The organism is Bradyrhizobium sp. dw_78, from assembly GCF_018449525.1.
GTDB lineage: Bacteria > Pseudomonadota > Alphaproteobacteria > Rhizobiales > Xanthobacteraceae > Bradyrhizobium.
Genome location: NZ_JAAVUS010000006.1, coordinates 366,163 through 383,406 on the forward strand (window position 1 = coordinate 366,163; position 17,244 = coordinate 383,406).

The 17,244-nt window shown below is 63.5% G+C and carries 17 protein-coding genes; 10 read left to right on the forward strand and 7 right to left on the reverse strand.

Translation table 11 applies throughout. The features are described 5' to 3' along the window. Positions 1–159 precede the first annotated feature (159 nt). The 5 genes from HB630_RS18045 to HB630_RS18065 all read right to left on the reverse strand — a co-directional run bounded on the left by HB630_RS18045 (position 160) and on the right by HB630_RS18065 (position 4,894). Positions 160–1,101, reverse strand: a complete 942-nt coding sequence (locus HB630_RS18045) for an aldo/keto reductase (RefSeq protein ID WP_213773610.1) — start codon at positions 1,099–1,101, stop codon at positions 160–162. A gap of 346 nt (positions 1,102–1,447) precedes the next feature. Continuing rightward, the gene (locus HB630_RS18050) at positions 1,448–1,909 is read right to left on the reverse strand and encodes a GNAT family N-acetyltransferase (protein ID WP_213773611.1); all 462 of its coding nucleotides are present in this window, start codon (positions 1,907–1,909) and stop codon (positions 1,448–1,450) included. Positions 1,910–2,033: 124 nt separating this feature from the next. Further along, the gene (locus HB630_RS18055; protein WP_213773612.1) at positions 2,034–2,852 is read right to left on the reverse strand and encodes a PAS-domain containing protein; all 819 of its coding nucleotides are present in this window, start codon (positions 2,850–2,852) and stop codon (positions 2,034–2,036) included. A 184-nt stretch (positions 2,853–3,036) separates the two neighbouring features. Further along, complete coding sequence (locus HB630_RS18060) at positions 3,037–3,690, reverse strand: glutathione S-transferase family protein (RefSeq protein ID WP_213773613.1); 654 nt, start codon at positions 3,688–3,690, stop codon at positions 3,037–3,039. A 196-nt stretch (positions 3,691–3,886) separates the two neighbouring features. After that, complete coding sequence (locus tag HB630_RS18065) at positions 3,887–4,894, reverse strand: phosphatase PAP2 family protein (RefSeq protein ID WP_213773614.1); 1,008 nt, start codon at positions 4,892–4,894, stop codon at positions 3,887–3,889. Positions 4,895–5,091: 197 nt separating this feature from the next. On the opposite strand from HB630_RS18065, the gene HB630_RS18070 reads away from it, so the two are divergent. Continuing rightward, positions 5,092–6,294 carry a pyridoxal phosphate-dependent aminotransferase gene (locus HB630_RS18070; protein WP_213773615.1) on the forward strand — a complete coding sequence of 401 codons (1,203 nt, stop codon included), beginning with the start codon at positions 5,092–5,094 and terminating at the stop codon, positions 6,292–6,294. Between the two features lie 5 nt (positions 6,295–6,299). Here the strand turns inward: HB630_RS18070 and HB630_RS18075 are convergent, their stop codons facing one another. Continuing rightward, positions 6,300–6,551 (reverse strand): hypothetical protein, encoded by a 252-nt coding sequence (locus tag HB630_RS18075; RefSeq protein WP_213773616.1) that lies wholly within the window; start codon positions 6,549–6,551, stop codon positions 6,300–6,302. Here HB630_RS18075 and HB630_RS18080 point away from each other — a divergent pair. The 6 genes from HB630_RS18080 (at position 6,550) to HB630_RS18105 (ending at position 12,533) form a co-directional block, all read left to right on the forward strand. Beyond that, positions 6,550–7,035: a DUF992 domain-containing protein gene (locus HB630_RS18080; protein ID WP_213773617.1), complete on the forward strand. Its 486-nt coding sequence runs from the start codon at positions 6,550–6,552 to the stop codon at positions 7,033–7,035. The two genes, HB630_RS18075 and HB630_RS18080, sit on opposite strands and share 2 nt — an antisense overlap. 200 nt (positions 7,036–7,235) lie before the next feature. After that, entirely contained in the window at positions 7,236–9,284 is a 2,049-nt protein-coding gene (locus tag HB630_RS18085; RefSeq protein ID WP_213773618.1) for an elongation factor G, read from the forward strand. 36 nt (positions 9,285–9,320) lie between these two features. Continuing rightward, entirely contained in the window at positions 9,321–10,115 is a 795-nt protein-coding gene (locus HB630_RS18090; RefSeq protein WP_213773619.1) for a GNAT family N-acetyltransferase, read from the forward strand. Positions 10,116–10,239: 124 nt separating this feature from the next. After that, complete coding sequence (locus HB630_RS18095) at positions 10,240–11,082, forward strand: shikimate dehydrogenase (RefSeq protein WP_213773620.1); 843 nt, start codon at positions 10,240–10,242, stop codon at positions 11,080–11,082. A gap of 64 nt (positions 11,083–11,146) precedes the next feature. Beyond that, positions 11,147–11,773, forward strand: coding sequence for a hypothetical protein (locus HB630_RS18100; protein WP_213773621.1), 627 nt, complete (start codon positions 11,147–11,149; stop codon positions 11,771–11,773). Positions 11,774–11,975: 202 nt separating this feature from the next. After that, on the forward strand, positions 11,976–12,533 hold the full coding sequence (locus HB630_RS18105) for a hypothetical protein (protein WP_213773656.1): 558 nt from the start codon (positions 11,976–11,978) through the stop codon (positions 12,531–12,533). A 110-nt stretch (positions 12,534–12,643) separates the two neighbouring features. Here HB630_RS18105 and HB630_RS18110 read toward each other — a convergent pair whose 3' ends face one another. After that, complete coding sequence (locus HB630_RS18110; RefSeq protein ID WP_213773622.1) at positions 12,644–13,780, reverse strand: alpha-hydroxy acid oxidase; 1,137 nt, start codon at positions 13,778–13,780, stop codon at positions 12,644–12,646. A gap of 110 nt (positions 13,781–13,890) precedes the next feature. On the opposite strand from HB630_RS18110, the gene HB630_RS18115 reads away from it, so the two are divergent. The 3 genes from HB630_RS18115 (at position 13,891) to HB630_RS18125 (ending at position 17,101) form a co-directional block, all read left to right on the forward strand. Beyond that, complete coding sequence (locus tag HB630_RS18115) at positions 13,891–14,058, forward strand: hypothetical protein (protein ID WP_213773623.1); 168 nt, start codon at positions 13,891–13,893, stop codon at positions 14,056–14,058. Positions 14,059–14,274: 216 nt separating this feature from the next. Further along, complete coding sequence (glmM, locus tag HB630_RS18120; RefSeq protein ID WP_213773624.1) at positions 14,275–15,621, forward strand: phosphoglucosamine mutase; 1,347 nt, start codon at positions 14,275–14,277, stop codon at positions 15,619–15,621. Between the two features lie 217 nt (positions 15,622–15,838). Next, a complete protein-coding gene (locus HB630_RS18125) occupies positions 15,839–17,101 on the forward strand; it encodes an MFS transporter (protein ID WP_213773657.1) in 1,263 nt (420 codons plus the stop codon). Positions 17,102–17,244: the final 143 nt, after the last annotated feature.

Sequence of the window (17,244 nt, forward strand, 5' to 3'; positions counted from 1 at the left end):
GGCACAGGCAGTCGCCGCCGTCGACCGGCATCGGCAGGCGGAACGATTCATCGGTACACCAGCACGGGCCTGCAAGGCTGCAGTCGAACTCTGCGCCGCAGCCGGAGCAGACGATGCGGCGGGAGCCTTCGCTTGGCTGATTTGCCGGTCGAATCAATTCTATCCCTTTGTGATCCGATCGATCTCGGCGAGGTCTTCCGCGCCCAGCGCCCAGTCGATCGCCTTGACGTTCTGCTCGATCTGCTCGACGCGGGTGGCGCCGGCGATCACGCTCGAGACCTGCGGCCGTGACGCCAGCCAGGAGAAGGCGAGTTCGAGCATGGTGCGGCCGCGTGCCTTTACGAAGGCCTGAAGCTTCTCGACGATGTCCTCGTTACGCGTTGTGACATAGCGGTCGCGCAGCGCCGGCATCTTGCTGAAGCGGGTATCGTCCGGCGCCGCGGCGCCGCGCTTGTATTTTCCGGTCAGGAGGCCGCTCGCCAGCGGAAAGAACGGCAGCAAGCCGAGATGATAGTGCTGCGCCGCCGGCAGCAGATCCTTTTCGATGTCGCGCACCAGAAGGCTGTATTCGTCCTGGCACGACACGAAGCGATTGACGTCCATCGCGCGCGCGGTGAGTTCGGCCTCGGCGATACGCCACGCCGGAAAATTCGAATGGCCGATGTAGCGGACCTTGCCCTGCCGAACCAGATCGTCGAGCGCCCGCAGCGTTTCCTCGATCGGCGTCAGCGGATCGTAATCGTGCTGCTGGTAGAGATCGATATAGTCGGTCTTCAGCCGCGTCAGGCTGGCCTCGACCGCGGACATGATGTAGCGCCGCGATGCGCCCTGTTTGGTGCCGTCGGTCGCCATCGGCTTGGAATATTTGGTCGCCAGCACGATGTCCTTGCGGCGGTCGCCGAGCACCTGGCCGAGCACGGTCTCGGAGCCGCCCATGCCGGCATAGATGTCGGCGGTGTCGAACAGCGTCACGCCGAGGTCGATCGCCTTGTGGATCACCTTGCGCGAGGTTTCGAGATCGGTGCGCTGGCCGAAATTGTTGCAGCCGAGACCGACTGCCGAAACGCGCAGGCCGGAGCCGCCGAGATTGCGAATTTGCATGGACTTGATCCTGTAAACGGAACGTGCGGGACGGCCGTATTGTGGCCCGCGCCCCAGGCCGCCGCAAGCCGCGCGGCCCAGACCGGCATCGTCCGAGGAGGCAGGGAAAGAGCAGGGGCCAAAAAAGTGCGGCCCCGGTCAGACGCGGCGACTGACGGGGACCGCTGGGCGCGTGATCGTGACGGGGGGCCTGATCAGACGCAATTGAAGGCTAGTCCCATATTGTTACGTCGGGGTGACAGATGGTTGTGCGGCCGCGACGGGCAGGGTTATCCACAGGTCCCGGCCCAGCGCCAATCGCGCCCTTGAGAAGCGATCGGACGGTGCGCGGTGCCTTGAATGAGGCTCACAATTGCTTGCGATAGACCACGAATCCGGAGTGTTCGGCCACCTTGTCATACAGCTGCATGGCGGTGTGGTTGGTCTGGTGCGTCAGCCAATAGACCCGCGGCGATCCGGCGCGTCTCGCCTGTTCGTAGACGCCGTTGATGAGGGCCCGGCCCACGCCTTTTCCGCGCGCGGCCTCGCTCGTGAACAGATCCTGCAGATAGCAGTTCGGCGCGATCGAGATCGTGCTGCGGTGAAAAAGATAATGCGTCAGGCCGAGCAATTTTCCGTCATGCTCCGCGACCAGCGCATGCATCGGCTCATAGGCATCGAAGAATCGCGACCACGTCATCTGCGTGATCTCGGAAGCAAGCGCGGTCGCGCCCGAGCGCCCGTAAAACGCGTTGTAGCCATCCCACAGCGGAAGCCATTGATCATAGTCCTGCCGGGTCACGAAACGGATGGACGGTTCGCTGGACATTTTTGCTTCCGCATGGATGGAGAGGAGCGTTGCGCCGGCCGCGCGAGAGCCCGACACGGCCTTCATTAAACAGGCCGCGAGCAAGGATCAATCCTGTCTGGGTTCGGCAGGTCTGGCGCGGCTTCTATTCCGCGGCGCGCAGATGCCTTGTCAGGCCGCGGTCGCCGCCGCCGCGCAAGGATTGGTAATATTCGAGGTCGGAGGGATTGTCGGTGTAACGGACGAGATCGGTCACCGGCGTGTAGCTCAGCATCCTGCCGCCGTCCGGCAACGCCGTGCAGCTGAAGCGCAGCACCTTGCCGTCCTTGAGCTTGATGTTGATCGGTTTCGAATCGCCGGCGCGCACCATCGTGATGCGCTGCGCGATGAACGCGCTCAGCTCCTCCTTCGGCATCTCGAAGGCGCCGGTGTCGCGGCTGTGATACATCAGCGCGATGAACGGCGGCCTGCTGTCGGCCTTCTTGTCGGGAAGCGCGAAATAATCGCGGAAGGCGCGATTGATGAATTCGGCGCGGGTATCGGCATCGAGCAGCACGATGCCGATATCGACCTGATCGAGCGCCGCCGACAGCCGCTCGGCGGTGGCGTGATGCCTGCGCTCCCAGGCGAACGCGTCCATGAGTTTTTTCCGCAGCAGGCCGGTGATCGCCGCGGTGCCGGCGGTGGTGACCGCCAGCATCGACAGCCGCACCAGATCGGTCGCGTCATAGCCCGGCGCCGGATGGTGATGGTGCAGGAAGAACAGGGCGGAGGCGGCGACCGCGATGGCGGCGCTGATCAGGCCCGAACCCAATCCGCTGAGCGAGCCTGCAAAGGCGACGGCGCAGACGAACAGCGGTGCGGGGTTGGGAATGGCAACGACATAACGGTCGACAAAGAGGGCGGTCAGCGCCGTCGCTGTCGTCAGAACCGGGCCGGAGATTGCACGCCAGTCGAACCGCATGGCTGTCTCGCTCTGCCAATGAGAATAACGCCAACGGCATGACGAATGGCGGCGCCCAAGGCGGTTTTTCGCGCGGCAGCCTTAACGAATGGTTGGCGGACTGCGCCGGGATTTTCGATGTTTTCAATCAAATGACATCGATGCGGGCGAACCCCACGCCCGCAGGCGGACATGTGTCGGCCGTTCAGGCCTCGGCGGCGATCCCGGCGGAATCCTCGACCTCGCGGTCCGGCCGCCAATCCATGTCGACGAAACCCGGCGTCCGCTCGACCCGCCGCAGCCAGGCGCGGATGGCGGGAAATGCCGTGAGGTCATAGTCGCAGCGGTCGGCGACGTGGGTGTAGCCGTAGAGCGCGATGTCCGCGACCGTGAGCTGGCCGGTGGCGAAATATTGGTGGGTCTTGAGGTGGTTTTCCATCACCTGCAACGCCGCGTAGCCGCGCTCCATCCAGTCTTCCAGCGCGTGCGTTTGCAGGGCGCGGCCGCCCTTGACCAGCGACAGCCAGAAATAGGCGGCGCCGATATTGGGCTCCAGCGCGTGCTGCTCGAAGAACATCCATTGCAGCGCCTCGGCGCGTTCGACCTGGGTGTCCGGCGCGAGCGGAGTGCCGTCGGCGACATACCAGAGAATGGCATTGGATTCGGCGAGGTAGCGTCCTTCCGCGACCTCCAGCAGCGGCACCTGTCCGCTCGGATTCTTGGCCAGGAAATCCGGCGTGCGGCTCTCGCCGCGCAGGATGTCGATCTCGATCGCGCGATAGGGCGCATCGAGCAACGCCAGCGCAAGGCGGACCTTGTAGCTGTTGCCGGAGCGCTGCATCGAATAGAGCTTGTACATCGGGACTCGTTCGACCGGTTAAAAACGCGCGGAAAAAAGAAGGCTCGTCCTGTCTTCCCGCGACGCGGCTAGACAATGATGCCGATGCGCAGGCATCGCAAGTCCGGCAATATGGAAAAAGTCGAAAACGCTACCGCAGTGCAACCGGGCAGCATGCCATGCCACGCCGGCGGATCACGATGTCGAGAGCTTTCTATCAGACCGATTCAAGCTTTCGCGAAAGCTGCGGCGCGACCTCTTGAGGCAAGGTTTCCGGCACGATCGAGGGTGGATATGGAATCGCCGTGAGATGCTCAATACCGGTTTCCACCTCGACGATGTGCGCTGCGACAATCCAGCACGCCATCGCAATCAATGTTCCCGCGATCACGTCCACGACGTAATGGCTGCCATAGGCGGGCGTGGCCATCAGCATCAGGCCGTTCAGGCCCAACGCGATCCACCTCACTCCTTTTGCGCGCCAGAGCGCGGCGGCGAACAGGATGCCGAGCGCGGCGTGCAGACTGGGAAACGTGATGATTCCTTCCGTGTTCAATCCGTAAACGGTATGCAGCGCGCCGTCGCGAAGCCCGAGGAACACCGGCCAGCTGGTCGCCGATGCCGGCAGGAAGCCATTTGCGGTCGCCGGCTGAATATCGAGAAAGAGCCACGGGCCTGCTGCGGGAAAGACCGCGGACATCGCGATGGTGATCAGGGCTGTACCGATGAATGCGACAATGAAGGTGCTGAGCCGTGCAAGCTGGCCCGCCATGCCAAGCACAAGCACCGTCGTCACCGTTTGCAGCGCGAAGCTGGAATAGGCAAAAGACAAAATGTGCCGCAATCCGGGGCGCAACGAGATGAACATCATCATCTGCGTCCAGTCGAAATTCAGGTGACGATCCCAGGCGTCGAGCGTCGCGTCCTGCAATGGAAAACCGGCGGTCGCGGCGATGTAGGACAAGGGTCCGGCGACCGCCGCGAAGCCGATGACCTGCGCTGTGCTGGTTAGAATGGCACCGAGCCGCTGTTCGTTCCGGACAGATCGATAAACCCACCCGCCCGCCGCGAGCAGGGCGGCCGAGGCTACCGGAGCCAAAAACGAGCGCCATTGGAGATCGAAAGGACCGAGCCGGGTGAAGCTGGCGATTGCCATCGCCACGATGCCGATCGTCAGCCAGATCGCGGCATCGACGCGCAGCAAATGATCGTGAACAGGCTTCATGGATTGGCCCCAACCAGACGCTTGCCAAGGATATCGAAGCCATAGCAATGCGATCTTTGCGGAACGTTAATCGGCAGCCGTGCAAGACCGGTAAAACTGCTCAAAATCAGCGGATTTTCGCTTGCCGCTGCATCGCAACAGTCCTAGAAACAGCGTGCGCTTTTGCGCCTTTCCTCATGACACATTCGGAGACGATGATGCCTTTCCTGTCCGCTGCGCTCGACCGTGTGAAGCCGTCCGCGACCATCGCGGTCTCGGATAAAGCACGCGCGCTGAAAGCGGCGGGCCGCAACGTCATCGGCCTCGGCGCCGGCGAGCCGGATTTCGACACCCCCGCCAACATCAAGCTGGCGGCGATCCATGCGATCGAGGCCGGCAAGACCAAGTATACCGCGGTGGACGGCATTCCCGAGCTGAAGGAGGCGATCATCGCCAAGTTCCAGCGAGAGAACGGGCTGACCTACAAGCCGAACCAGGTCATCGTCGGCACCGGCGGCAAGCAGGTGCTCTATAATGCGCTGATGGCCACCATCAATCCGGGCGACGAGGTCATCATTCCCGCGCCCTATTGGGTGAGCTATCCGGAAATGGTGGCGCTTGCGGGCGGCGAGCCGGTACCGGTGGTGTGTACGGCGGCGCAGGGTTTCAAGCTGCAGCCCGACGCGCTTGAAAAGGCGATCACGGCGAAGACCAAGTGGATCATCCTGTGCTCGCCGTCGAACCCGACCGGCGCCGCCTATACGCAAAGCGAGCTCAAGGCGATCACCGACGTCCTGGTCAGGCATCCGCATGTGTGGGTCATGACCGACGATATGTACGAGCATCTAGTCTATGACGATTTCGTGTTCACGACGCCAGCGCAGATCGAACCCAAACTGTATGAGCGCACGCTGACGGTGAACGGCGTCTCGAAGGCCTATTGCATGACCGGCTGGCGCATCGGCTATGCCGGCGGGCCCGCCCAGTTGATCAAGGCGATGGCGACGATCCAGTCGCAGTCGACGTCGAATCCGTGCTCGATCGCGCAATGGGCCTCGGTCGAGGCGCTGAACGGGCCGCAGGATTTCATTCCGGTCAACAACAAGGTGTTCAAGGAGCGGCGCGACCTCACGGTGTCGATGCTCAATCAGGCCAAGGGCATCGAATGTCCGCGGCCGGAGGGCGCTTTCTATGTCTACCCGTCCTGCGCCGGCACCATCGGCAAGACGGCGCCGTCCGGCAAGGTGATCGGCAATGACGAGGACTTCGTCACCGAGCTTCTGGAAAACGAGGGCGTTGCCGTCGTGCAGGGCTCGGCGTTCGGATTGGGACCGGCGTTCCGGATTTCCTACGCGACCAAGACCAGCGATCTCGAGGACGCCTGCAAACGCATCCAGCGCTTCTGCGGCAATCTGCGATAGTCGGATCACATCGCCGTCAGGGCTTCGGCCCTGACGTTGCACGTCGAAAGCGCCCCGTCCTGGACGGGGCGCTTTTTCTTTTTTGGCAGCGGCGGCCCTATAGCGTTTTCTTCGCGCGAGCCGGTATCCAGTCCGCTTGAAAACGCTCCAATGTGGCACCGCCGCCGATCTTGTGTCATAGAGAAGAAAGCGCCGTGGGGTATGGTAGTTTTCTTGTTCTCTGCTCGCATCACATTCATCAGCCGGAGATTTTTCATGCGCCGCTCCTTTATCCTTGCCGGTATTGCCGCCGGCATGCTGCTTGGTTCCTTCGCCGGCGCCAGCGCGCAGCAGCCGATCCAGCGTGTCCAGGTCGGCATCCTCGAATGCCGCGGCGGCGCGAGCGTCGGCTTCATCGTCGGTTCGGTGACCAATCTCGGTTGCCTATTGCATGTCGATGGCAGGCCCGACGACCGTTATATCGCGACCATCCGCAAGGTCGGCGTCGACCTCGGCATCACCCAGGAATCGGCGCTCGCCTGGGGCGTCTACGCGCCGGTCGACCGGCTCGGCCGCGGCGATATCTCCGGCAACTATGCCGGCGCGCAGGGCAGCGCGTCGGTCGGTGTCGGCGCCGGCGGCAATGTGCTGGTCGGCGGCTCGGACAATTCGATCGCGCTGCAGCCCTTGTCCGTGCAAGGACAGGTTGGCGTCAATCTTGCCGCCGGACTGGAAAGCCTGGAACTTCGGCCGGGCATGTAAGGCCGCACTTTGCCGTCATCGGGCCGCGCCTGGCGCCGGCCCGATGAGGTGCGATCGGCACAGCTTGCGGTCACGTTAAAATACGCGCTATCCTCGGCTGCATTGCAGCGACGTTTTTCCGGCTTGCCAAATCCTTGGGTGGGGCGGAGCATCGTCATGCCGACCCAATCAAGGGCCGAGCTCCAGATGAGGAGGCGGCGATGGGACAAGACGTCAGAAGTCCCCGCGGTCCACGGTGTGTTGCGCTGGTGGGCCCTTTCCAAAGCGGTAAAACCACCCTTCTTGAAGCCATTCTGGCCCGCACCGGCGCGATCCCGCGCGCCGGCAGTGTCGAGGCCGGAACCTCGGTCGGCGACGCCAGCGCCGAAGCGCGGCGCCACCGGATGGGCGTCGGCCTCAGCGCCGCCACGACCAGCTTCATGGGCGACAGCTACACCTTTATCGATTGTCCCGGCTCGATCGAATTCGCGCACGACATGCGCGCCGTGATCCCGGCGGTCGATGCCGCCGTGGTGGTTTGCGAAGCCGACGAGAAAAAGCTGCCGCAATTGCAGATCATCCTGCGCGAACTCGAAGATCTCGGCATTCCGCGCTTTCTGTTTCTCAACAAGATCGACCGCGCCAACAAGCGGGTCCGCGAGACGCTCGCGACCTTGCAGCCGGCGTCGCGGGTCCCGCTGGTGCTGCGGCAAATTCCGATCTGGAACGGCGATCTGATCGAAGGTTTCGTCGATCTGGCGCTGGAACGCGCCTTCGTCTACCGCGAACACAAGGCTTCCGAAATCATCGCGCTCGAGGGCGGCGATCTCGACCGGGAAAAGGAAGCGCGCTTTTCGATGCTGGAAAAGCTCGCCGATCACGACGACGCGCTGATGGAGCAATTGCTCGAGGATATCCAGCCGCCGCGCGACGCCGTGTTCGATGATCTCGCGCGCGAACTGCGCGAGGGACAGATCTGTCCGGTGCTGCTCGGCTCGGCCGCGCGCGAGAACGGCGTGTTTCGCCTGATGAAGGCGCTGCGGCATGAATCGCCGGGCGTGGCCGAGACGGTGAAGCGTCTTGGCGTGGCTTCGGCCAGGGATATGCTGGCCTATGTGTTCAAGACCCTGCATTTGCAGCACGGCGGCAAGCTGTCGCTGACGCGCGTGCTGGCCGGACATCTCGACGACGGCGCGACGCTGCAATCCTCGTCCGGCGAGACCGGGCGGGTATCCGGAATCCTCGCCGTCAACGGCGCCTATGAGAGCAAGCGCAATTCGGCCGAGGCCGGCGATACCGTGGCGCTGGGCAAGCTCGACGCCATCAAGACCGGCGACACGCTGTCCGGCGGCAAGACCGCGCCGCCGGCGCTGGTGCATGTCGAGCCGGCGCCGCCGGTGCTGGCGATGTCGCTGGCCGCGAGCGACCGCAAGGACGACGTCAAGCTTGGTCAGGCCCTGTTGCGGCTGAACGAGGAAGACCCCTCGCTGACCATGATCCAGAATCAGCGCACCCACGACATCGTGCTGTGGGGCCAGGGCGAGATGCATCTGCGGGTCGCGCTGGAACGCTTGCGCGATCGCTTCGGCATCCATGTCAAATCGCATCCGCCGGTGATCGGCTATCAGGAGACGATCCGCAAATCGATCAGCCAGCGCGGGCGGCACAAGAAGCAGTCCGGCGGGCATGGCCAGTTCGGCGACGTGGTGCTGGAAATCAGGCCGACGGCGCGCGGCTCGGGCTTTGAATTCCACGAAACCGTGGTCGGCGGCGCGGTGCCGCGCAATTATATCGGCGCGGTCGAGGAGGGCGTGGTCGATGGATTGCAGCGCGGCCCGCTCGGCTTTCCCGTCATCGACGTCGATGTGACGCTGACCGACGGCTCCTATCACAGCGTCGATTCGTCCGACCTCGCGTTCCGCACCGCGGCCCGGATCGGGGTCAGCGAAGCCTTGCCGCAATGCCAGCCGGTGTTGCTGGAGCCGATCCATCTGGTGGAGATCGTGTGTCCGGCCGACGCCACCGCCAGGATCAACGCCATCCTGTCGGCGCGGCGCGGCCAGATTCTCGGCTTCGACACCCGCGAGGGCTGGCCGGGATGGGATTGCGTCCGCGCCACGATGCCGGAGGCGGAGATCGGCGATCTGATCGTCGAACTGCGATCGGCGACCGCCGGCGCCGGCAGTTTCACCCGGCAGTTCGATCGCATGGCGGAGGTCAGCGGCCGCGCCGCCGATCAGATCATCGCCGCCCATCGGGTCGCGGCGTAAGGGGGCGCGGGGGATCATGTCCTCAAGGCAGGGATCATGATCCCCGGCGCGATCGATCTGGCCGTGAAAATGCGGCGGCTGACCCAATGGGTGGACAGTCAACGCCAGCCCGCGAGCCTGATCCGCAGGCAATTCCGCGGCGGGTCGATGGGCCATTGTTACGTTACCATCGATCCCGGCCACCAGACTTCCTTCGCATCCTCCAACCTCAATCGCGTCTATATGTGCGGCGCCGAGCCCGGCATGTCGTCGGCCAGCGTCCCGCGCATGATCGATCTGTTCCTGACCGAGCGCGTCAAGCGCTTCTTCGTCTGGCTCAGCCCCGGTCCCGACATGGAGGTGGCGCGCGGCTGGCTCGATCAGCACGGGCTGTCCCGCGTCCAGTGTACCGGCTATCCGACGCTGTGCCGCACCGCCCATTCTCCGGTTTTCTTCAGAACCGATCTCGACATACGCGAGGTGAGCGGAGACGAGATCGCCGGCGCCGGAAGCAATCTCGGCGAGACGGCATGGCCGGAATATGAGAGGTCCACGGGCGGAGAAGGCTTCTTTCACTACATGGCGTTTGACGGCAATCTTCCGGTCGCCGTCGCGACGCTCTGCATCTTCGAAGACGTCGGCTATCTCATGGCCGCTGCGACCGCGGAGAGCCATCGCAAGCGCGGCGCCCAGCAGGCGCTGATCGCGAAACGGATCGAGCGCGCCGAACAGGCGGGCTGTTCGATGCTGGTGTCCGAGACGCTGTACATGCTCGAACATTCCTACCGCAATTTGCAGCGCGCCGGCTTTGCGGAGGCGTATGAAAAAGAAGTCTATGAATGGAATGCGTAGGGCTTGCTCGATCTGTCCGCGGTCAGGTTCGCTGCGGTCACGGCGCTGGCCATGATCAGCATCTTTCTCGCAGCGGCGAAGCGGCAGGATTGACAGCGAAGGCGGCTTGCCCGATTTGAGCACGATGACACCAGGGACCACATTTCGCGCCGCCTGTTTGATCGGATGGCCGGCGGCGCATTCGCGTTCGCCGCTGATCCATCAGTTCTGGTTGCGGATGCTTGGAATCGAAGGCAGCTATAGCATCGAGGCCATTCCGCCGGAAGGTTTTGCCGAATTCGTGCAACATCTGTCGGCCCGCGGCTTCGCCGGCGCCAACGTCACCATTCCGCACAAGGAGCACGCGCTGGCATTGTCGACGCCCGATGCGCGGGCCCGCGCGATCGGCGCCGCCAATACGCTGTGGTACGACAAGGGCGAGCTGCGCTCGACCAATACCGACGCCGAGGGTTTTATCCATAATCTCGATGCCTGCGCGCCTGGATGGGATACCGCCACGGACGCGCTGGTGCTGGGCGCCGGCGGCTCGTCGCGGGCGGTCGTGTTCGGGTTGATCGAACGCGGCTTCAGGCGTGTTCATGTCGTCAACAGGACCATCGATCGGGCGCGCGCGCTGGCCGATCAATTCGGCTCCCATGTGCATCCCGTGGCATGGGACGGCATCGTCGACCTGCTGCCGCGCGCGGGACTGTTGGTGAATACGACCTCGCTCGGCATGCACGGCCAGCCCGCGCTCGAAGTCGATCCCGGCCTGCTGCCTTCGCATGCCGTGGTCGCCGACCTCGTTTACGTACCGCTGCAAACGCCACTGCTGTCGGCGGCGCGGGCGCGCGGGCTGAAGACGGCCGACGGGCTCGGCATGTTGCTGCACCAGGCGGTGCGCGGGTTCGAATTGTGGTTCGGACAGCGCCCGCAAGTGACGCCGGAGCTTCGCGCCCTGGTCGAGGCCGATCTCACAAAGGTTTGAAGCAGGAATAGACGGCAAGCGGCGGGGTCTGCCGTTAAGTGATGGCCCTCCGGAGATCGAATTCATGCCCCTTCATCGCTCTACGTTCACGCGCCCGCTTGTCGCCGTCGCGATGGTTGCAGCTTCCTCGCTTTATGCCCTCGCCCAGCAGCCGCCGGTGCCGTCGCGGGTCCGCGGCACCATCGAGGCCGTCAACGGCGATCAATTGACCGTCAAGTCGCGCAGCGGCGAGGACGTGACATTGCATATGAGCGGCGATGCGAAGGTGCTTGGCGTCACCAGGATCTCGCTCGCCGACGTCAAGGTCGGATCCTTCATCGGCGCCACCACAATACCGGGGCCGGACGGCAAGCCGAAGGCGGTCGAAGTGCATGTGTTTCCAGAGGATATGCGCGGTACCGGCGAGGGTTCGCGGCCGTGGGATCTGCGTCCCAACAGCAGCATGACCAATGCGACCGTGGCCGAATCCGTGGCCGCCAATGACGGCCGTACCCTGACCGTCAAGTACAAGGACGGCGAGAAGCAGGTTGAGATCTCGCCGGATACGCCGGTCGTGACCTTCGTTCCCGGCGAGAGGTCTGAATTGAAGGCCGGCGCCAAGGTGATCGCCTTCATCAGGAAGCTGCCGGATGGATCGTTCGAGACCGACCGCGTCAATGTCGGCCGCGACGGGCTGACCCCGCCGATGTAACGCTTGCCGATGTAACAGCGGGCGGGCGCCGGACGTATAGCGATACGAGGCCGGAAATAGCCGCATGCTTGCGGGGTTCCCGGTTTATCCTCTGAAACATTCTCGGAAGGGAAACGGCGTGTCGAAAATTCATTCATTGATACCGCGCGGTCTTGCAACCGCACTGACCGGCTTTGTGCTGCTTGGGGCGTTGCCTGGGCCGATGGCGTCGGCGCAGCAGCCGCCGATGATCCGCATCCGCGGCGCCATCGAAGGCGTGGACGGCCCGATCCTGACGGTCAAGTCGCGCGAGGGGACCGACGTGAAGGTCCGTGTCACCGACGACGCGGCCGTGATCGGAATCGCCAAATCCTCGCTCGCCGACATCAAGCCGGGCTCCTATATCGGCGTGTCCGCGATGCCGCAGCCTGACGGTACGCAGAAGGCGCTCGCCGTTCATATTTTTGCCGAAGCCCAGCGCGGCACCGGCGAAGGCTTCCGGGCCTGGGATCTCCGTCCCAACAGCACCATGACCAACGCCACCGTTGCGCAGACGGTCACCGGCACCGACGGTCAGAACATTCAGGTCAAGTACAAGGACGGCGAGAAGAACGTGGTGGTGCCGCCGGAAACGCCGATCGTCGCCTTTGTCACCGGCAACAAATCCGAACTGAAGCCGGGCGCCAAGATCATCATCTTCGGCGCGACCAAGAAGGACGACGGCACGCTGGAAACCAACCGCATCGGCGTCGGCCTCGACGGCATCACGCCGCCGATGTGAAGTGAAGCGTCATTCCGGGGCGATGCGTTAGCATCGAACCCGGAATCTCGAATCTCAATCTCCAGATTCCGGGCTCGCCCTTCGGGCGTCCCGGAATGACGCCGCGGACATCACGCCGCGAGCACGTGGTCGTCGATCTCGGCGATGGTGTTGACGCCGCATAATCCCATCGTCGTGGTGAGTTCTTTCGCGATGGTCTCGATCGCCTTGGCGACGCCGGCCTGGCCGCCGGCGCCGAGGCCGTAGGCATAGGCGCGGCCGATCATGCAGGACTTGGCGCCGAGCGCGAGCGCCCGCATCACGTCCTGGCCCGAGCGGATCCCGCCGTCGAACAGGACCTCGATCTTCGAGCCGACCGCATCGACGATCTCCGGCAGAACCTCGATCGAGGACGGCGCACCGTCGAGTTGCCGGCCGCCGTGGTTGGAGACCACCAGCGCCTGCGCGCCGGTCTTGATGGCTTCCTCGGCGTCCTCGACGTCGAGAATGCCCTTGAGGATGAGCTTGCCCGGCCAGATGCTGCGGATCCATTCGACATCCTTCCAGTTCAGCGAGGTGTCGAACTGCGAATTGATCCAGGTGGAAAGCGCGGTGATGTCTTCGGTGCCTTTCAGATGGCCGACGAGATTGCCGAAGGTGCGGCGCTTGCCGCGCAGCACGCCGGCGACCCAGGCCGGCTTGCTGGCGAAATCGAACAATTTGGACAACGACCATTCCGGCGGCACCGTCATGCCGTTCTTGACGTCCTGGTGGCGCTGGCCGATCACCTGGAGATCGACGGTCAGCACCAGCGCGCTGCATTTGGCGGCAATCGCGCGCTCGATCAGCGATTTGATGAAGCCGCGGTCCTTCATCACGTAAAGCTGGAACCAGAACGGCTTGTCGACGCTGGTGGCGATATCCTCGATCGAGCAGATCGACATTGTGCTTTGCGTGAACGGGATGCCGGCGGCCTGCGCGGCGCGGCAGGCATGAATCTCGCCGTCGCCATGCTGCATGCCCAGCAGTCCGACCGGGGCCAGGATCAACGGCATCGTGGAAGGCTCGCCCAGGATCGTGGTCGAGAGATCGCGCCTGGAGACGTCGACCAGGATGCGCTGGCGCAGCTTGATCTCCTGGAGATCGTCATGATTGGCGCGCAGCGTTTGTTCCGAATAGGAGCCGCGATCCGTGTAGTCGAAAAACGCCTTCGGCACGCGGCGCTGGTGAAGCCGGCGCAGATCCTCGATGCAGGTGATGTGTTTCATGGAAGTTTCCGACCCTTCTTGTATTTGCGGCGTTGAGGTTTCATCTAGCATGGTTGGGCCAATGGCAACATCGCTGTGCGGATCAGGCACGCGCCAATCGAGAGGCATCCATGACGGGACCACGCTCCGACGAAAAAGGCGGCAAGATCACTGAAAAGCGCCGGTTGGACGATGCGCTGGAGGAGGGGTTGGAAGAGACCTTCCCAGGCTCGGACCCGGTCAATGTCACCCAGCCGGCGCCCTCGAAGGCGGATCATTATCTCAAGCGCAAGGATTGACGCCGGTTGCGGTCCGGCCCCGGCCTTTGGCATAATTCCTGAATTATCAATGGGTTATCTGTCTGAGATCGCGCCGGCGGTGGTAATGATTTATCATATTTTTTGAAGCCATATTAGGGACAAAGGCATTATAAGGCGCTTCACGCCATGATGGCGAGCGTTCGAGGCTTCCGGCCGGTCGGCCTTTTGGAAGCCTCGAAAGCTGTTGGGGGATATATGAAGCGCAAATATTTCGGTACCGACGGGATTCGGGGCCGTGCCAATGGCCTGATCACGCCGGAGCTCGCGCTCAAGGTTGGCCAGGCGGCCGGACTGGCGTTTCAGCGCGGCGAGCACCGCCATCGCGTTGTCATCGGCAAGGACACCAGGCTTTCCGGCTATATGATCGAATACGCGATGGTGGCCGGCTTCACGTCGGTCGGCATGGATGTGCTGCTGGTCGGCCCGATGCCGACGCCGGCGGTGGCGATGCTGACCAAGTCGATGCGCGCCGATCTCGGGGTGATGATCTCCGCCTCGCATAATCTGTTCGAGGACAACGGCATCAAGCTGTTCGGGCCGCAGGGCTTCAAACTGTCCGACGATGTCGAAAAGCAGATCGAGCAATTACTCGACGAATCGCTCGACAAGCGGCTGGCGCAAAGCGCGAGCCTCGGCCGCGCCCGCCGCATCGACGGCGTGCATGACCGCTACATCGAGTTCGCCAAGCGCACGCTGCCGCGCGATCTCAGCCTCGACGGCCTGCGCGTGGTGGTCGATTGCGCCAACGGCGCGGCCTACAAGGTGGTGCCGGAAGCGCTGTGGGAGCTTGGCGCCGACGTCGTTTCGATCGGCGTCGAGCCGGACGGCTTCAACATCAACAAGGAATGCGGATCGACCTCGCCGGAAGCGCTGAGCCGCAAGGTGCGCGAGATGCGCGCCGATATCGGCATCGCGCTCGATGGCGACGCCGACCGGGTGATCCTGGTCGACGAGCGCGGCCATCTGGTCGATGGCGATCAGTTGCTCGCGGTGATCGCGCAGAGCTGGAAGGAAGACGGCCGGCTCGCCAAGCCCGGCATCGTCGCCACCGTGATGTCGAATCTCGGGCTCGAGCGTTTCCTCGAAGGTCTTGGTATCGAACTCATCCGCACCCCGGTCGGCGACCGCTATGTGCTCGAGCAGATGCTGAGCCGCGGCTACAATCTCGGCGGCGAGCCCTCCGGCCATATCATCCTGTCCGACTACGCCACCACCGGCGACGGTTTTGTCGCGGCGCTGCAGGTGCTGGCGGTGGTGCAGAGGCTGCGCCGTCCGGTGTCGGAAGTCTGCCACCGCTTCGATCCGCTGCCGCAGATCCTGAAGAACGTGCGCTATCGCAGCGGTAAGCCGCTCGACGACGCCGACGTCAAATCGGCGATCGTCGCCGGCGAGAAGCGGCTCAACGGCCACGGCCGTCTCCTGGTCCGCTCCTCCGGGACCGAGCCGGTGATCCGCGTGATGGGCGAGGGCGACGACCGCATCCTGGTCGAGGAAGTGGTCGACCACATCGTCTCGGCGCTCGGCGAGGCCGTGGCAGCCTGACCCTGAGTTTTCGCGCGCCAGACGGTCCCATCACCTCTCCCCATGGGAGAGGTGAGCTTCCGATGCCGTTTGCTTCGAGCCAATCTCATCCTTCTCAGGCGGTCATCTGCCCAATCGCATCGCAGCCATTATCCGATGAGGCTGGTCGGCGCGGCGCCGGCGGCGTAGGTCGTCTGCGTCGCCAGCAATCCCAAATGGTCTTGAATAAGAAGCGATCCTGAACATGTCCGTCGTCGTCTCCGAAGAAGCGCTGACCGAACCGGTGGTGGTGCGGGATCTGCCGCGTGATGCCATCGCACGGGCCGCCGCCGCGGGGCCGGCCTATATCGTGCTCGCCGGAATCAGCTTCTCGCATTTCCTCAACGACACCATGCAGTCGCTGATCGCCTCGATCTATCCGATCCTGAAGGATGCCTACGCGCTGGACTTCGCGCAGATCGGCATGATCACGCTGGCGTTCCAGTTCACCGCATCGCTGCTGCAGCCGCTGGTCGGTCATTTCACCGACAAGAAGGCGCAGCCGTTCTCGCTCGCCATCGGCATGGGATTTACCTTCTTCGGCCTGCTGCTGCTCAGCGCCGCGCATAGCTACCTCGTCATCCTGATCGCGGCGGCGCTGGTCGGATTGGGCTCGGCCGTGTTCCATCCGGAGTCGGCGCGGATCGCCAGGCTTGCTTCCGGCGGCCGCTACGGCTTCGCGCAATCGGTGTTTCAACTCGGCGGCAATTTCGGAACGTCGATGGGGCCGGTGCTGGCGGCGCTGATCGTGGTGCCGTTCGGCCAGCCGAGCATCGCATGGTTCTCTTCGATCGCGTTTCTGGCGATCGTCATCCTGTGGCGGATCGGACGATGGTACAGACCGCAGATCGCAGGCAGGAAATTTACGGCGGCCACGCCGCATCCGGATGCGCCGAATCCGCGGCGCGTGATCATGGCGCTCATCGTGCTGGTCGCGCTTCTGTTCTCGAAGCAGCTCTATGTGGCGAGCCTGTCGAGCTATTACATCTTCTATCTGATCGACAAGTTCGGCGTATCGACCCAGGCAGCCCAGCTCTATCTCTTCATCTTCCTCACCGCCAACGCGGTAGGCGCGTTCTTCGGCGGACCGCTGGGTGATCGCTTCGGCCGCAAATACGTGATCTGGTTTTCGATCCTGGGTGCGCTGCCGTTTTCACTGGCGCTGCCCTATGTCGGCCTGTTCGCCAGCGCGGTGCTGACGGCATGCGTCGGCTTGATCATCTCGTCGGCGACGTCGGCGATCATCGTGTTCGCGCAGGAATTGATGCCGCACCGTTTCGGGATGATCTCCGGCGTGTTCTTCGGCGTCGCCTTCGGTATCGGCGGGCTTGGCGCCGCGGTGCTCGGCAAGGTCGCCGACCATACCGGCATCGCCTTCGTCTATCAGGTCTGCGCGTTCCTGCCGGCGATCGGGTTGCTCGCGGTGTTCCTGCCGAAAATGCCGAAGACGATACACGCCTGAAGCATGATCGGTTCTGATTGAATCAGAACTGGGGCCGGGCATGAGAGCGGCCGGATTTCATTAACGCATTGTTATCGATGATGGCTCGCCTGACATTTTGCGCGGGGCCGTTCGCATGGCTTGCGAAGATAGTCAGGAAATAT

What these genes read in the sequence shown, in the direction of transcription:
- HB630_RS18055 (WP_213773612.1), bottom strand. Translation starts at nt 2,852, where the DNA reads ATGCGGTTCGACTGGCGTGCAATCTCCGGCCCGGTTCTGACGACAGCG.
- HB630_RS18100 (WP_213773621.1), top strand. Translation starts at nt 11,147, where the DNA reads ATGCCCCTTCATCGCTCTACGTTCACGCGCCCGCTTGTCGCCGTCGCG.
- HB630_RS18110 (WP_213773622.1), bottom strand. Translation starts at nt 13,780, where the DNA reads ATGAAACACATCACCTGCATCGAGGATCTGCGCCGGCTTCACCAGCGC.
- HB630_RS18115 (WP_213773623.1), top strand. Translation starts at nt 13,891, where the DNA reads ATGACGGGACCACGCTCCGACGAAAAAGGCGGCAAGATCACTGAAAAG.
- HB630_RS18070 (WP_213773615.1), top strand. Translation starts at nt 5,092, where the DNA reads ATGCCTTTCCTGTCCGCTGCGCTCGACCGTGTGAAGCCGTCCGCGACC.
- HB630_RS18050 (WP_213773611.1), bottom strand. Translation starts at nt 1,909, where the DNA reads ATGTCCAGCGAACCGTCCATCCGTTTCGTGACCCGGCAGGACTATGAT.
- HB630_RS18105 (WP_213773656.1), top strand. Translation starts at nt 11,976, where the DNA reads ATGGCGTCGGCGCAGCAGCCGCCGATGATCCGCATCCGCGGCGCCATC.
- HB630_RS18085 (WP_213773618.1), top strand. Translation starts at nt 7,236, where the DNA reads ATGGGACAAGACGTCAGAAGTCCCCGCGGTCCACGGTGTGTTGCGCTG.
- HB630_RS18060 (WP_213773613.1), bottom strand. Translation starts at nt 3,690, where the DNA reads ATGTACAAGCTCTATTCGATGCAGCGCTCCGGCAACAGCTACAAGGTC.
- HB630_RS18080 (WP_213773617.1), top strand. Translation starts at nt 6,550, where the DNA reads ATGCGCCGCTCCTTTATCCTTGCCGGTATTGCCGCCGGCATGCTGCTT.
- HB630_RS18095 (WP_213773620.1), top strand. Translation starts at nt 10,240, where the DNA reads ATGACACCAGGGACCACATTTCGCGCCGCCTGTTTGATCGGATGGCCG.
- HB630_RS18090 (WP_213773619.1), top strand. Translation starts at nt 9,321, where the DNA reads ATGATCCCCGGCGCGATCGATCTGGCCGTGAAAATGCGGCGGCTGACC.
- HB630_RS18075 (WP_213773616.1), bottom strand. Translation starts at nt 6,551, where the DNA reads ATGAAAAATCTCCGGCTGATGAATGTGATGCGAGCAGAGAACAAGAAA.
- HB630_RS18045 (WP_213773610.1), bottom strand. Translation starts at nt 1,101, where the DNA reads ATGCAAATTCGCAATCTCGGCGGCTCCGGCCTGCGCGTTTCGGCAGTC.
- glmM (WP_213773624.1), top strand. Translation starts at nt 14,275, where the DNA reads ATGAAGCGCAAATATTTCGGTACCGACGGGATTCGGGGCCGTGCCAAT.
- HB630_RS18065 (WP_213773614.1), bottom strand. Translation starts at nt 4,894, where the DNA reads ATGAAGCCTGTTCACGATCATTTGCTGCGCGTCGATGCCGCGATCTGG.